Genomic DNA, 14166 nt, shown 5'->3' with positions numbered 1-14166 from the left:
GCTTCGTAATGGATCTATCGAGAGTTCCTCCCCGGCGCGATAAAGAACGCGCCGGTAGAACCGGTGCCCGCACCAGGAACGACTCGAATGAATGCTATCCAACAACGCTTCACCCGGTTGCTCAATAACAAGACCAAAGGCGCTGCAGCGCCGGTGCTGTTGACCCGCGAACTGGCCACACGGCTGATCGAGCGAATTGATCAAGCGCGCCTGTTTGCCCATGCCTATCCGTTACTGACCAACCTCACCCACGGGCGCCTGACGCCCTTCGACCTGCTCGACTTCGCCTATCGCCATGAGCTCAAAGGCCTGAGCCTGCATATGCTCGATGGCGAGCACAACAGCCTCTCGCAAATGAACGCAGCGCAGTTGCGTGCCTTCGCTGACAAAGCCCGCGAGCTGGAGCTTGAAGTGCATCTGGAGATCAGCAGCACGCGCAAGCAGGACGTTGATGCCGCGATCGCCGTGGCCACTGCCATCGGTACCCGTAACATCCGTGTGTATTCGCGCTATGAAGGCAGCCTGTCACAGGTCATGGACACCATTGGTGGCGACTTGCTGTACCTCGCCCACCAGGCTGACATGCACAACCTGTACTTCGATTTCGAGCAGCACGAAGAACTCAAGAGCGACGAGATCGCCCAGTTGCTGCGTCAGGCCAACCATCCGCGCCTGCATGCGCTGTTCGACTTCGGCAACATGATCAACGCCTGCGAGCAACCGCTACAGGCGCTGTCAAACCTCGCACCGCACATTCGCCAGGTGCATCTCAAAGGCGTGCGTGTCGTCCCTGAAGCACAGGGTTTCGGCCATTACGGTGTGCTCCAGGGCAGCGCCGAGGACGACCTGCCCGGCGCGCGCATGCTGTTCGAGCTGTTGATGCTCGGCGAACAGCATCCGCAAGTGATCGCCTTCATCCTCGAACAGGAAAACCACTACATCGCCCCGGCCTTCCGGCAAACCAACGAGCCTGCCGACCCCTTCATCGCTTACCGCGAAATGAGCGAAACGCCCCTGCCTGCGGGTTTCTCCCTGGAGCAGATGCTGGCCGGCGAGCAGCGCTGGGCGAACAACCAGGTCAGCTACGTCAAAGGCCTGCTCGCCGAACTGCGCACCCTGGCCGAACTGAGCCTGGCCACCAGCGCCTGACACCGCTACCCCCCCCACTACGCCTGGAGAATAACAATGACTGCGCACGACAAGGCCAAATGGTTCAAATTCCTGATTCTGATCCTCGGTGGCGGCACCATCTACAAGCTGGCCAACCTCAAGGACGCGTTCTATGTACCGATGCAGACGTTCATGGGCCTGTCCCATACTGAAATCGGTCTGCTGCTCAGCGCCAATGCCATCATCGCCACGGGTTTGTTCGTCGTCGGTGGCCTGCTCGCTGACCGCTTCGATACCCGCAAGCTGATCCCGCTCGGGTTGCTGGGCACCGGTGCGCTGGGCTTGTACCTTGCGACCTTCCCGCCGTTCAGCAGCTTGATGATCGTCTTCTGCCTGTTGGCGGTCTGCGCCGACTGCATCTACTGGCCTGCGCTGCTCAAAGCCATTCGTGGCCTGGGTGATGACAAAGAGCAAGGGCGCCTGTTCGGCCTGCTCGAAGGCGGACGCGGTGTTATCGACACGCTGGTGGCGTTCTCGGCCCTGGGCGTGTTCATTGCCATGGGCGCTGCCGAAGCGGGTCTGAAGGCCGCGATTGTTTTCTACTCGGTGATCGACATCGCCGCGGGTGTATTGACCTGGTTCCTGCTCAAGGGTAGCCAGAGCGCGCACACCACCACGACGAAGAAAAACCCGCTGGCCAATCTGATGGAGGCGGTCAAGGTGCCGGCGATCTGGGTGGTCAGTTGCAACGTGTTCATGGTCTACATCGTGTACTGCGGGTTGACCTACTTCATCCCCTACCTGAAAGAGGTGTATGGATTGCCGGTCGCGCTGGTCGGTGCCTACGGCATCATCAACCAGTACATGCTGAAGATACTGGGTGGTCCCGCTGGAGGCTTTCTCGCCGACAAACAGTTCAAAAGCCCCAGCCGTTACCTGAAGTGGGCGTTCCTGGCGCTGCTGCCGATGATGGCGATCATCCTCATGGTGCCCAAAAGCCCCGGTTACATCTACGCCGGGATGGCCGCCACGCTGTCGTTCGCCTTTATCGTGTTCTCGATGCGCGGCGTGTTCTGGGCGCCCATGGGAGAAGTGGGCATCGCCCCGCATATTACCGGCTCTGCCTTCGGTATCGGCTGCCTGATCGGTTATGCGCCGGGCATGTTTGCCTATGTCGGTTACGGCGCGATCCTCGATCACTTCCCCGGCCAACAAGGCTACAACTATGTGTTCATGGCCATGATGGGGCTGGCGGTGATCGGCTTTGTGGTTGCCAGCCTGATGCACCGGCTGGTGCGCAGCAATGCCCAGGTTGCCGGGGTGCACGCGCAAACAGCGGTGTAAAGAATCGCGGGGCAAGTCGAGTCGTCGCACCGCCGCTCCCACAGTGCCCCGCGATAAATCACATCTCGACCTGCGTCCCCAACTCGATCACCCGATTGAGCGGCAGGTTGAAATACTTGAGGTTGCTGTTGGCATTCTTCAGCAGGAATGCGAACAGCCCCTCTCTCCACCGCGCCATGCCGATCCGCTTGGTCGGTATCACCGTCTCGCGGCTGAGGAAATAGGTGGTGCCCATCGGACTGAAGTCCAGCGCCGGTACGTGGCACAACTGCAGTGCAGTCGGCACATCAGGCTCTTCAATAAAACCGAAGTTGAGATTGACCCGGTAGAAGCCGTCACCAAAGACCTGTACCTCGAAGCGCTCGGATATCGGTACCCGCGGGCGATCCTGGGACACCACGGTCAACAGCACCACCCGCTCATGCAGCACCTGGTTATGCAGCAGGTTGTGCAACAACGCATGCGGTACCGCATCGGCGCGGGCCGTGAGAAACACGGCGGTGCCCTGGACCCGGTGCGGCGGTTGCGCGCGGATGCTGCTGATGAACAACGGCAGCGGCAAGGCCGACTCATCCAGGCGCTCGACAATGATTTTGCGTCCGCGCTTCCAGGTGGTCATCAGGATGAACAGGGCGATACCGGCGATCACCGGGAATGCCCCGCCCTGGAAGATCTTCGGTGCATTGGCCGCAAAGTACAGGCTATCGACCAGCAGAAAGCTCAGCAACAACGGCACCGCCAGCCAACGCGGGGTTTTCCATAGCAGCAGGACCACCGCCGCCGACAGCAAGGTGGTGATCAGCATGGTACCGGTCACCGCCACCCCATAGGCCGCAGCCAGCGCACCGGAAGACTCGAAGCCGATCACCAGCAGTACCACACCGACCATCAACGCCCAGTTCACCGTGCCGATGTAGATCTGCCCTTGCTCCTGGCTGGAGGTGTGCTGGATGAACATGCGCGGCACATAGCCCAGCTGGATTGCCTGACGAGTCAGCGAGAAGGCCCCGGAGATCACCGCCTGGGAGGCAATAATCGTCGCCAGGGTGGCAAGCCCGACCATCGGCAGCAAGGCCCAGCTCGGGGCCAGCAGGTAAAACGGGTTACGCACCGCCTCGGGGTTGCCGAGGATCAGCGCACCCTGGCCGAAGTAGTTCAGCACCAAACCGGGCAACACCAGCAGGATCCAGGCACGGGCAATCGGTTTGCGGCCAAAATGACCCATGTCGGCATACAGTGCTTCAGCACCGGTCAGGGCCAGGACCACAGCACCGAGAATGGCCACACCGATCCCCGGATGCACCACAAAAAACTGCACCGCCCAGGCCGGATTGAGTGCCAGCAGCACTTCCGGGCGCTGGACAATGCCATACACACCCAATGCCCCCAGCACGGTGAACCACAGGACCATGACCGGGCCGAAGAGGATACCGATACGTGCAGTGCCGTGTTTCTGGATCAGGAACAGGCCCACCAGCACTACCACCGCAATCGGCACCACCCAATGATCGATGCCATCAAAGGCCAGCTGTAGGCCTTCCACCGCCGACAACACCGAGATTGCCGGGGTGATCATGCTGTCGCCATAGAACAGTGCGGCCCCGAACAGCCCCAGCAACACCAGCACCCGGCTCAAGCGCGGATAAGGGGCTGCGGCCCGCCGGGCCAGCGCCGTAAGGGCCATGATGCCGCCCTCGCCCTGGTTGTCGGCACGCAGCACGAACAGCACGTACTTGATGGTGACCACCCAGATCAACGACCAGAACACCAGCGACAGAATGCCGAGCACGCCGTCATGGTTGGCCTGCACGCCGTAATGGCCGGCGAAGACTTCTTTGAGGGTGTACAACGGGCTAGTGCCGATGTCGCCATAAACCACACCGGCGGCGGCGATAAGCAGGCTTAGTGACGAGGTTTTTACGGGGGAATGGGCTGTTGCGGAGGATGCGGCTTGGCTCACGGTAGGACATCTCGAAACGTAAGGTCTGGAAACCTGGCCAGTATCCCTTTATGCGTTACGAGGCCTCGTAAAGAGTCCGTAATTTTTTTTAACAAATTCGACTGTAGGAGCGGATTTATCCGCGATGGACTGCATAGCAGTCCCATCTTTTGGGGCCGCGTTGCGCCCCATCGCGGCGGTCCGGCGTCCCGGTGAATCCGCTCCTACAGGAGGCCTAATGCTGCTTATCCGAGCAACGCGCTCAAGTCGAGGCCTTGGGCACCGAGCGGCGGGCACCAGTAGTAGCCACCGGTGAGCGGACGGCTAAACCGGTACAACGCATCGACCACACCGTCTTCCAGACCACTCATGCGTCGCAGCTGTACTTCAAAGGCGTCGAACGAGTGACCGAAGGCCAGAAACGCCAGGCCCGCACCGCGCTCGTCAGCCCACGGCATGGAGCGACGCACGATAAATGCTTCCGGGTCGTAGCTCTCCTGGGCGGTGCGCTTGACGTGAGCCGACTCCGGCGCGTCATCGAGCTCTTCGTTGTCCGCCTTGCGCCGGCCAATGATGTCGTCCTGTTCGGCCTGCGGCAGTGCCTTGAAGCAGTCCAGGTCGTGGCGCCACAGCTGGAACGCGGCAAAGCTCGAACCGCTCATGCCAGGCAGATCAGTGGCCAGGATAGCCGCGTCCACCGCCGCGTCCTCTACGGGGTTTTCCGTGCCGTCCTCATAACCGGTCAGGTCGAAGCCGGTTTTGTGGCGGAAGGCATCGGTCGCTTCAACCAGGCTCAAGGCCGGTGCCAGCAGTTTTTCCAGCGTCTGGCTGAGCAACCAGATGTCGCCACGGTCTTCGCCGCGAACCCACAGCCACAGGTCGTGCTGGGTGCATGGGTTGTCTACCGCTGCAGTCAGTTGCGGGAAGCTGCGCAGGCCCTCGATGCTGCGACCCAGCGCCTGCACCAGCGGCGCGCCGAAACCGGCCACCACGCGGCTACCATCCACGTGCTGCTGCAAGGCATCGAGTACCCCCGGCAGTGCGGCCGGTGTATGCAAGGCGAAAAACAGGTGGCGGGCTTGGGCGGGAATCGGGGCGGCGAGAATGCCTGGCTGGAATTGCATTGGTGATCGGATCCTTAAATAAAGCGTGAATGCTACTGCCTGACGCCTGGGTCCACAAGGATCAGCGGGGACTGGACTACACGGGTCAGAATCCTCGCCTACACTGCCGTTCATCCCCTTTTGTGAGCCTCCGATATGACTGCATCGCCGCTGCTCAGTGCTTTTCTGCCCCTAGCCTTGGGCTTCATCATGCTCGGACTGGGCCTGACCCTGACCCTGGCCGATTTCGCCCGGGTGGTGAAATTCCCCAAACCGGTACTCATCGGCCTGGCCTGCCAGATTCTGCTCCTGCCTTTTATCTGCTTTCTGATCGCCAAAGGTTTCGGCCTCGCCCCTGCCCTGGCGGTCGGCCTGATGCTGCTCGCCGCCTCCCCTGGCGGCACCACGGCCAACCTGTTCAGCCACCTGGCCCATGGTGACGTGGCGTTGAACGTGACCCTGACAGCGGTCAACTCGCTGATTGCGATCCTGACCATGCCGCTGCTGGTCAACCTCTCGCTGGCTTACTTCATGACTGCCGATCAGGCCATTCCCCTGCAATTCGCCAAAGTGCTGCAGGTATTCGCCATTGTTCTGGTGCCGGTGGCCATCGGCATGCTGATCCGCCGCCTGGCCCCGGGGTTTGCCGCGCGCATGGAGCGGCCGATGAAGATCATTGCCGCGCTGTTTCTGGTATTCACCATTGTCCTGGCCATGGTCAAGGACTGGCAGACCGTCGTTGACTATGCCCCGGTGGTCGGCGGCGCGGCGCTGTTGTTCAACCTGCTGAGCCTGGGTATCGGCTACTGGCTGCCGCGCTTGCTGCAGATCCCCAAGCGCCAGGCGATCGCCATCGGCATGGAGATCGGCATTCATAACGGCACCTTGGCCATTGCCTTGGCGCTTGCTCCGAGCTTGCTGAACAACTCGACCATGGCCATACCGGCAGCGATTTACAGTTTGATCATGTTCTTTACTGCGGCCGGGTTTGGCTGGTGGGTGAGTCGTGGCCGCGAGCCGGTTGTTGTGGAAGCGGGCTTGTCCCGCGATTGATCTGCATCCTGGCAAATGAAACGAGCCGCACGGGCGGCTCGTTCTGTTCCATCAAACACAATCAACGGTTGCTTCGTTGAAACCAGTTTGAGCTGAACTTACTTGCCATCAGTTCATTCATATTTTGCGTATTCGAGGCGAAGCTGGCCGGCATGCTGCTGGAGCCGAATGCAGCTGCCATCGTGTCATTCATCTTCTTCGTGCCATCGAACACGCTGCTCGTGTTGCTGATGCTTGCCTTGCTGCTCATCCCGCTCGAGCTGCTCATGCTGCTCATGCTGCTCATGCTGCTCATGCTGCTAGTGCTACTCATGCGGACCGAGCTACTCATGCTACTCATGCCGCTCGAGCTACTCGAGCTGCTCATACTGTTGTTGATGCTCATACTGGGCCTGTTCTGCGTATTCAACTCCCCACCGGACGCCAACAAGACTTGACCAGTACTGCTCACGTTCAGGTTGCCGGATACCGCCTCGACCTTGCCTTTGACGTTTACCCCTACCCCTGCCGATGAACCGACCATATAGATCGAGTCGGCGTGGATACTGCCCAACTGACTCACATCGATGGCGACTTCAGGCTGGCTGCCGTAGGAGACTCCCTGCGAGCTGTACTGGCCAGGTGCGGAGGCGGCCACCGAGCCCTCGATGGCAGAGGCATTGAGTTTTTTCGCCTGCAGAGCGGCGTTCACTTGCAAGGTGCGGCTGATCAGATCCACTTGATCGACGTTTGCGGCATTCAGCCCGGCACCCTCGACCCGAATCTGGCCCTTGTCGGTTCGGAAGCCTTTCAGTGCGTTGTTCTGGTCAAACTCCAGCTTCCCTGCCACCAATGACACGCGGTTGGCGTTGATGAAGCCGGCACCGTTGGCGGTCACGCCGTTGGGGTTGGCGATGATCACATGTGCACTTTTACCCGCGACTTCCAGCTTGCCCTGCAGGTTGGAGGCAGCGTTGCCAGTGACTTCGTTGAGGATCACGCTCGCCGCTTTTCCACCAAGCTGGCTGTTGCCGGCAATGGCGCCGGCAAGCGTGGTCTGACTGGCGTCACCGCTGTTGTTGAGGATCACCCCCTGCTGACCGACGTTGAAGTCGGTGAATCGGTTGTGTGAAAGACCATTGCCATCCGCAGCGACGATGTTGACGATCGGCGTACCGTTGGCCGCACCCGACAACTCGGGCCGCAGCCCGGCGTTTGGGTCAACAGTCAGTCCAGGCGCGGCATGGACACTTTGGTAGAACGCAGGTAAAGCCAGGATCAAGGCAAGAACCAGCTTGCCAGGTTTGCAGGGGGCTCGATCAAGACCGAGGGTGTTGCGCGAAGGGATGCTCATAGAAATCTCACTATCAAGAATTGAAAAGCACGAAGCCAAACGTTTGGGAGCGTTCAAGTACTCATAAATTGATCACCATGGCTGAGGGGAAAGGATGGAACGTGTCTAGAAGCGGCGGCTTAACAGGAAATCCACGCTGGGTTCGCGACTGTGAAGGTCGCCTGGTTTGTTGATGGGCAGCCCCAGTGAAAAGTCGTAGCCAAGCGCCTGCCCCTGGCCACGGATACCGAGCGAAGTACCGATCAACGCGTCGCTGTGTGTGGGTCGATTGCCAACGGAAAACACCTGACCGGCATCGAGCGCCGTGTAGGCCTCGCTACCCGAAAAAACGGCCGTAGCGATTTCATTGCGCCAGAGCCATCCGTCAGGGCCATTGAGTGTGGTGTCGCCGTCAAAACCGCGAACCGTGTAGCGACCGCCGATTTGCACATACTCGGTCGAGGGCACAGGGTCAGGGGCGTGTTGCAGGAGTACCGAACCCAGGTAGTGCCAGGCCCTGCCGCGCAGGGAGAACAAGGTCTCGATGGCCGCCCTGGCCGTGAAGATTTCATAGCGCCCGTGCCAGTCCTGCTTTTCATAAACCGCACCCGGCGATCGGCTCAAACCCGGCAGTCCTCCCCGAACCCCCAGTGCCAGGTCAAGGGTGCTGTTTGCCAACTTTTCCCGGTGGGCAACGCCGAGTTCATAGCTGGTGATATCCCGATGCCACTGCTGCAGTTCGGTCGAACTGACCCAGGAGCGATCCTCCCGGCGCACCAGCCGCGCGTGTACGCTGCCCTTGCTATGACTTGAGCGGTACACCACGTAACTGAGACCGACATCGAAACGCCGGGTTTTGCCGCTAAGGGGTACGCTGTTGCCCGCAGCGTCACGCAGCAGTTCCTGCTTGTTCGTCCATTCACTGGCGCCAAGCGATACTGAGGCGTACCCCACAGGAAGGTTCCAGGCCAGACTCTTGGAGCTGGAGCCCAAGGTGTGATCGTTGAATTCGGCATCGGTGTTGTAGGTCAGCAGCAGCTGGTCATACAGCCCCAACGGGGAGTTGAGCACCACCGCTGCGCCCAACTGATGGCGGCCGGTGGCGGTTGTGCCGGTATTGTCGGCGGTCAGTACGCCCACGGCCCGGCGCGGGGCTTGCGTGCGCTGGATGACAATGTCGCTGTCGCCAAGGTGCATGCCCGGGACCAGGGTAAAAGCAGTACGTGCCTGACCTGGCAGGCGCCGGATATTTTCCAGCGCCTGATCAAGCGCCCGCACATTCAGCAGCTCGCCGCTACCGCCGGGAAACACTGAGTGAGGAGTGGCTAAAGAGGCGTTGTCATCCCGGATCGTGCCGATGCGTCCGGGAAGGATGTCGATAACCAGCCGGCCTTGAGTCAGATCTTGCGCGGGTACGCTCACCTGTGAGGTAACAAAGCCGCGCTCCAGCAGTTGCCTGGCCACCCACTGTCTGTACAGTTTGAGGCCTTGACTGCCGATACACGCACCGATCACCGCAGCGTCGACGGCCAGCCAGGGGAACTCGGAAGCATTGCGCAACTCAACCGAACGGATGACAAAACACGGGGACTCATTCGGGAACTGAGGTTTGTCAGTTACTTTCTGCGGTGCAGTTGAAAGCACATCTGCCTGTTCAAATGCTCTTTCTCGCAACCTGTCCAGTTGTTGCTCTTGGCGTACGGTGGGTGCGCGGTCAATGGAGGTCGCAGCCTGAGTAGTATTCCCCATACAAACAGCCAAGCACGCGAGGCCCAGGAAGTATCCAACTTTGCTTTTATAGTCGACAGCTTTAGTTCCCACAGCAAATAACACTGGAATATACCCACCGAACTAAATTTCGATAACGATAGATTTCAACAAGAACAGCGACGGGCCTGTTACTTGAAGTAATGGAAAGTGTTAAACATCAGCCGGATTACATAAGGCGCTAGTAGTTCGTCCGTGCTTGCCGCCGCTGCACGTCAGCAGGGCAAACACCAGGAAGTCAGTGTGTCGTGACTTTTTTCAACAGCGCGGCTGCCGCCAACTTAGTCGGCTGCTTTAATTGATTACGATATTTTGCGAACAGCAAAGCATTGTCCTCGACCGGGTCCGGGGTTGGGCGTTTGTCATCGCGCTTTGAACGGGTCATGGCGTACTCCTTAGTTCTGCACCGACGCCCGAGGCTAAGCCTGGGCAGCATTTCCTTTAAAAATCTAATCAGCTGCAGCCTCCAATCCAATAGGAATAGGACTAAAAACGCCTGCGCCGAAGAGGACTGTCGGGACACCAGGGTTGATTGCGCGCGCAAGCATAAAACGTTATGTTATAACACACCAAGCCACGTTTCTTTGTCCTCTGCATCCAAAGGTTTCCTTCATGTACGCGACACAGCCTGGCACCGGCAGCACTTCGCTCGCCGAAGAAAAAGCAGCAGTACTCGACATCCATTCGGTACAGGTGCGCTATGGGGAAAACCTGGTCCTCGATTCGCTGACCCTTAACGTACATCGCGGTGAAATCTATGCGTTGCTGGGCGCTAACGGTGCGGGGAAAACAACCACGCTGAATGTGCTTCTGGGTTTCGTCAAACCGAGTGCGGGCAGTGTCCGTATCAATGGCGTCGACCCGGTCAGCCACCCCGACCAGGCTCGACAGAATGTGGCCTACATTCCAGAGAACGTCTCCCTCTATGGGCACCTGAGCGCCCGGGAAAATATCGCTTACTTCCTGGACCTGGCCGAGCAGAGCGAGGACGATCAATTGATTACCTGCGCCCTGGATACGGCCGGCCTGGATCGCGCCATGCATGACCGCAGAGTTGGCCGGTTTTCCAAAGGTATGCGGCAAAAAGTGGCCATCGCGCTGGCACTGGCGCGCGAGGTTCCAGTGCTGCTTCTGGATGAACCCGCCTCAGGTCTGGACCCCCGTGCAACAGCCGAACTCAATAGCCTGTTAAGCCGATTGCGCGAGCAACACGTGGCGGTGCTGATGGTTACCCACGATCTGCTGAGCGCTGCAGATATTGCTGACCGGGTTGGCTTTCTCGACGCCGGGCGCCTGGTTGAAGAAGTGGCCGCCGATGGCAGTGAGCGCTTCGATGTACGCGCCCTGCATCGGCGTTTCGCGGGGCAAACGGCATGAACCTGACGCTGCGTATCGCCACTGAAGAGTGGCGCTATATGGCCCGCAATCGTGTCGCGGTTGCAGGTTTGCTCCTACTGGCTTTGTTGACGTTGGTCGTGTCACTGACGGCTTTCGAGCAGCAACGCAACACCAGCGCTGAACGCGATCGCTACCAGACACAGGCCAATGACGCCTTCGCGGCGCAACCAGATCGGCATCCTCACAGGGTTGCCCACGCCGGGCACTTCCTGTTTCGTCCGCTAAGTGCCTTGGCCGCCTTTGACCCGGGCATCGACGCCTATACCGGGCAAACCGTCTTTCTCGAAGCCCATCGGCAGAACGGTATGAGTTTTGGCGACGTAAACCAATCCTCACTGCTACTGCGCTTCGGCCAGTTGACGCCGGCCTTTGTACTCCAGGTGCTGGCGCCGCTTTTACTGATTTTCATCGGCCATGCTGCAGTGGCCAGAGAAAAGCAGTCCGGCGCGCTACGGGTGTTACTAGCCCAGGGCATAAGCAGCCGTCAGATCATTCTGGGTAAGCTGCTGGCGCTGTGCAGCATTGCGGCGCTGGCGCTGTTGCCGACGGTGCTCGCCCTGGGCTGGCTGGCGTACTACCAGCAAGCCTCCTGGTTGTTGTCGACCTGGCTAGTGCTGGGCTATGGCCTCTGGCTGTTGATCTGGTCGATAGCGGTCGTGCTGGTGTCCGCACTCGTTGCTCGCGGCCGTGATGCGTTGCTCAGCTTGCTCGCACTGTGGACGGTACTGGCGATTCTGCTGCCACGCGGGGTAGCGGATATCGCCAATGTCGTTGTCGCCCTGCCGAGCAAGTTTGAAACCGACATCACCGTGGCGCGTGACTACCTGGCCCTGGGCGATGCGCATAACCCGGACGACCCGCATTTCGGTGCCTTCCGCCAACAACTGCTAGCCAGGTACGGGGTCGCCAAGGTTGAAGACTTGCCAGTGAATTACAAAGGCTTGTTGAGCATGGAAGGTGAGCGCGCCTCCAGTGAGTTGTTCAACCGCTACGCCGCGCAAACATTCAACCAGCAGCAAGCGCAGCTAACGCTGGTTGATCGATTCGCCTGGCTCATCCCCACCTTGGCATTGCGACAGCTATCCATGGCCGCGTCTGGTACCGACCTGCTCACCTTTCAGCGCTTCCTCGAACAGGCCGAACACTATCGCTACACCCTTGTTCAGCGCTTGAATCAGCTTCAGGCGCAAAGGCTCAGCTACAAGGATGACACCAACCCGAACAAGGAAAACCGCATTGAGCACAGCCACTGGCAGCAGTTTCCGACCTTTGACTATCAGCCTGAATCGGTGAGCACTGTGCTGCAGCGTTCGCTGTCGTCAGTCGGCGTGTTGGCGATCTGGTTACTGTTACTGGTGGCTGCCGTGTTTGCAGCAGGCAATCGCTTGGGGAGCACAGTCAAATGAGCTGGATCACCTTCGAACTTCGGCTGCTCATGCGCTCCAGGTTGTCGCTGGCGACCTTCATATTGATGCTGGCGTTAGCGGGCCTGGCGGTGGCGATGGGGCTGCATGAGGTCAACCGCCAACACCACACCCTGACCCGGCTCAACGCCTTGCAAAGTCAGGATGTGGCAGCCGTTGCCGAGGGCTTCAAATTGCCTGATGAAGCCGGCAAGGCGGCCTATTACACCTTCTACAACACCTGGAACCCACCTGCGTCGATGGCCTTCGCCGCGCTCGGCATGCGGGATGTCGCGCCTTACGCCATGCGGGTAAGAGCCTTGGGGTTGCACGCCCAGCTGTATGCCGGCGAAACCTTGAACCCGGAACTCGCCCTGGTGGGACGATTCGATTTCGCCTTCGTGCTGATCTACCTGGCGCCGTTGTTCGTCATTTCACTGTTCCACGACCTGATCTCCAGCGAGCGGCAGTCCGGCCGCCTGGGGCTGCTGCTGTCGATGCCCGGCCCCCCAGGACGGTTGTGGGTGCGCCGTGCAAGCCTGCGTTTCACCCTTATGTTCGCCTGTCTGGGTTTGCCGCTACTGGTCGGGGCAACACTGTCAAACGCCGCGCTCCCCGACATGGCACTAACACTGGTGCTGATTGCCAGTTACCTGGCGTTCTGGACTGGTCTCTCACTATTGGTAGCGAGCCGCCGCTGGCATGCGACCACCCAGGCCATAGCCTTGATGGCGATCTGGGTCACCCTGACGCTGGTACTGCCAACACTGGCGAACATCGCCCTGAGCCGATCGCTGCCGGTCAGCCAGGGCGTCGAGCTGATGATGGCACAACGCGACAAGGTGCACGGCGCCTGGGAAGTCCCCAGAGAGAAAACCATGCAGGCGTTCTTCTCCAGCCATCCGCAATGGCAAAACACGCCGCCATTGCCGCAGGGCTTTCATTGGAAGTGGTACTTCGCCTTCCACCAGGTTGGCGATGAAAACGTTGCCGAGCAGGTTCAGCACTATCGCAACGGCTTGTTGGCGCGGCAACACTGGACCGAGCGGCTCGGATGGCTGTTGCCCGGTGTCGCGGCGCAAGGTGCGCTGCATCAGCTTGCCGCTACTGACCTGCCTGCACAACTGGCCTACCTGGACGCCACGGCACGCTTCCACGAACAGATTCGCGGGTTCTATTACCCCTACCTGTTCAATGATCGCCCTTTTGGCTTGGATGACTTTGCCCAGCGACCGGTGTTTTCGCCCCATCAAGTGAAGTCGGTAGGCTGGACAGCTGACACACTGGTCCTGATGCTGATCTCGGCACTGATGCTCGGTTTGGGCATGAGGTCGCTGCGTTGGCACTGAAGCGGGCTGCAATCCCCGTAGGAGCAACTGTCTGTCACCTGGTTAACTGTAGGATCTGGCGATAGCCGGCGATGGGGCGCGTAGCGCCCCTGGCCCGGCTATCCCGGGCATCGCTAGCAACCACGGATTCAACCGCCTTCAAGTCAACTGCTCGCGCCACGGTGTTCCGTTTTTGAGCATGGCATTCAATCGCACGATCAATACCCGCATGCAGGCAACCACCGCTACCTTCGCGCATTTCCCTTGCGCGCGCAGCGCGTTGTAGCGCGTGCCGAAGTCCTTGTTGTGCCGAATAACGATCCAACAGGCCATGTACAGCGCTCGCCTGACCCGCGACCGACCACCCCAGATCGAGCGTTTGCCTGAGTGCTTGCCGCTGTCCTGGTTA

General features: G+C 59.8%; 12 protein-coding genes. 6 read left to right on the top strand and 6 right to left on the bottom strand.

Annotation, left to right across the window (positions count from 1 at the left end; translation table 11 throughout):
* Nucleotides 1-87: 87 nt before the first annotated feature.
* Nucleotides 88-1149, top strand: a complete 1062-nt coding sequence (locus ACO6VD_RS15680) for a sugar phosphate isomerase/epimerase family protein (RefSeq protein ID WP_422420338.1) — start codon at nt 88-90, stop codon at nt 1147-1149.
* Nucleotides 1150-1185: 36 nt separating this feature from the next.
* The gene (locus tag ACO6VD_RS15675; RefSeq protein ID WP_422420336.1) at nt 1186-2454 is read left to right on the top strand and encodes an MFS transporter; all 1269 of its coding nucleotides are present in this window, start codon (nt 1186-1188) and stop codon (nt 2452-2454) included.
* Nucleotides 2455-2512: 58 nt separating this feature from the next.
* Here ACO6VD_RS15675 and ACO6VD_RS15670 read toward each other — a convergent pair whose 3' ends face one another.
* Together ACO6VD_RS15670 and ACO6VD_RS15665 are read right to left on the bottom strand one after the other, a co-directional pair.
* Nucleotides 2513-4414 (bottom strand): potassium transporter Kup, encoded by a 1902-nt coding sequence (locus tag ACO6VD_RS15670; protein WP_422420334.1) that lies wholly within the window; start codon nt 4412-4414, stop codon nt 2513-2515.
* 224 nt (nt 4415-4638) lie between these two features.
* Nucleotides 4639-5517, bottom strand: coding sequence for a Dyp-type peroxidase (locus ACO6VD_RS15665; RefSeq protein WP_422420332.1), 879 nt, complete (start codon nt 5515-5517; stop codon nt 4639-4641).
* 135 nt (nt 5518-5652) lie between these two features.
* Here ACO6VD_RS15665 and ACO6VD_RS15660 point away from each other — a divergent pair, with 135 nt between their 5' ends.
* Nucleotides 5653-6549 carry a bile acid:sodium symporter family protein gene (locus ACO6VD_RS15660; RefSeq protein WP_422420330.1) on the top strand — a complete coding sequence of 299 codons (897 nt, stop codon included), beginning with the start codon at nt 5653-5655 and terminating at the stop codon, nt 6547-6549.
* Nucleotides 6550-6610: 61 nt separating this feature from the next.
* Here ACO6VD_RS15660 and ACO6VD_RS15655 read toward each other — a convergent pair whose 3' ends face one another.
* The 3 genes from ACO6VD_RS15655 to ACO6VD_RS15645 form a co-directional block, all read right to left on the bottom strand.
* The gene (locus ACO6VD_RS15655; protein WP_422420328.1) at nt 6611-7882 is read right to left on the bottom strand and encodes a filamentous hemagglutinin N-terminal domain-containing protein; all 1272 of its coding nucleotides are present in this window, start codon (nt 7880-7882) and stop codon (nt 6611-6613) included.
* A 105-nt stretch (nt 7883-7987) separates the two neighbouring features.
* The gene (locus ACO6VD_RS15650) at nt 7988-9610 is read right to left on the bottom strand and encodes a ShlB/FhaC/HecB family hemolysin secretion/activation protein (RefSeq protein WP_422420326.1); all 1623 of its coding nucleotides are present in this window, start codon (nt 9608-9610) and stop codon (nt 7988-7990) included.
* 256 nt (nt 9611-9866) lie between these two features.
* Nucleotides 9867-10013, bottom strand: a complete 147-nt coding sequence (locus ACO6VD_RS15645) for a hypothetical protein (RefSeq protein ID WP_422420325.1) — start codon at nt 10011-10013, stop codon at nt 9867-9869.
* A 227-nt stretch (nt 10014-10240) separates the two neighbouring features.
* On the opposite strand from ACO6VD_RS15645, the gene ACO6VD_RS15640 reads away from it, so the two are divergent.
* Genes ACO6VD_RS15640 through ACO6VD_RS15630 form a run of 3 tightly spaced genes read left to right on the top strand, consistent with a single transcriptional unit; the run spans nt 10241 to nt 13778 of the window.
* Nucleotides 10241-11005, top strand: a complete 765-nt coding sequence (locus tag ACO6VD_RS15640; RefSeq protein WP_422420323.1) for an ABC transporter ATP-binding protein — start codon at nt 10241-10243, stop codon at nt 11003-11005.
* Complete coding sequence (locus ACO6VD_RS15635) at nt 11002-12432, top strand: ABC transporter permease (protein ID WP_422420321.1); 1431 nt, start codon at nt 11002-11004, stop codon at nt 12430-12432. Before ACO6VD_RS15640 ends, ACO6VD_RS15635 begins: the two co-directional genes overlap by 4 nt.
* On the top strand, nt 12429-13778 hold the full coding sequence (locus tag ACO6VD_RS15630) for an ABC transporter permease (RefSeq protein WP_422420319.1): 1350 nt from the start codon (nt 12429-12431) through the stop codon (nt 13776-13778). The genes ACO6VD_RS15635 and ACO6VD_RS15630 overlap by 4 nt, the downstream gene beginning before the upstream one ends.
* Nucleotides 13779-13916: 138 nt before the next feature.
* Here ACO6VD_RS15630 and ACO6VD_RS15625 read toward each other — a convergent pair.
* A partial coding sequence (locus tag ACO6VD_RS15625) for a transposase (RefSeq protein WP_422420317.1) occupies nt 13917-14166 on the bottom strand: 250 nt, incomplete at its 5' end.

The sequence above is a fragment of the Pseudomonas sp. GZD-222 genome (assembly GCF_049310525.1).
In the GTDB taxonomy this organism is placed as follows: domain Bacteria; phylum Pseudomonadota; class Gammaproteobacteria; order Pseudomonadales; family Pseudomonadaceae; genus Aquipseudomonas.
This window is presented reverse-complemented; position numbering and strand designations above follow the sequence as displayed.

Excerpts from the sequence above, each read along its gene's own strand:
- ACO6VD_RS15680 (WP_422420338.1), top strand. The coding sequence starts at position 88 with ATGAATGCTATCCAACAACGCTTCACCCGGTTGCTCAATAACAAGACC.
- ACO6VD_RS15675 (WP_422420336.1), top strand. The coding sequence starts at position 1,186 with ATGACTGCGCACGACAAGGCCAAATGGTTCAAATTCCTGATTCTGATC.
- ACO6VD_RS15665 (WP_422420332.1), bottom strand. The coding sequence starts at position 5,517 with ATGCAATTCCAGCCAGGCATTCTCGCCGCCCCGATTCCCGCCCAAGCC.
- ACO6VD_RS15660 (WP_422420330.1), top strand. The coding sequence starts at position 5,653 with ATGACTGCATCGCCGCTGCTCAGTGCTTTTCTGCCCCTAGCCTTGGGC.
- ACO6VD_RS15655 (WP_422420328.1), bottom strand. The coding sequence starts at position 7,882 with ATGAGCATCCCTTCGCGCAACACCCTCGGTCTTGATCGAGCCCCCTGC.
- ACO6VD_RS15650 (WP_422420326.1), bottom strand. The coding sequence starts at position 9,610 with ATGGGGAATACTACTCAGGCTGCGACCTCCATTGACCGCGCACCCACC.
- ACO6VD_RS15645 (WP_422420325.1), bottom strand. The coding sequence starts at position 10,013 with ATGACCCGTTCAAAGCGCGATGACAAACGCCCAACCCCGGACCCGGTC.
- ACO6VD_RS15640 (WP_422420323.1), top strand. The coding sequence starts at position 10,241 with ATGTACGCGACACAGCCTGGCACCGGCAGCACTTCGCTCGCCGAAGAA.
- ACO6VD_RS15635 (WP_422420321.1), top strand. The coding sequence starts at position 11,002 with ATGAACCTGACGCTGCGTATCGCCACTGAAGAGTGGCGCTATATGGCC.
- ACO6VD_RS15630 (WP_422420319.1), top strand. The coding sequence starts at position 12,429 with ATGAGCTGGATCACCTTCGAACTTCGGCTGCTCATGCGCTCCAGGTTG.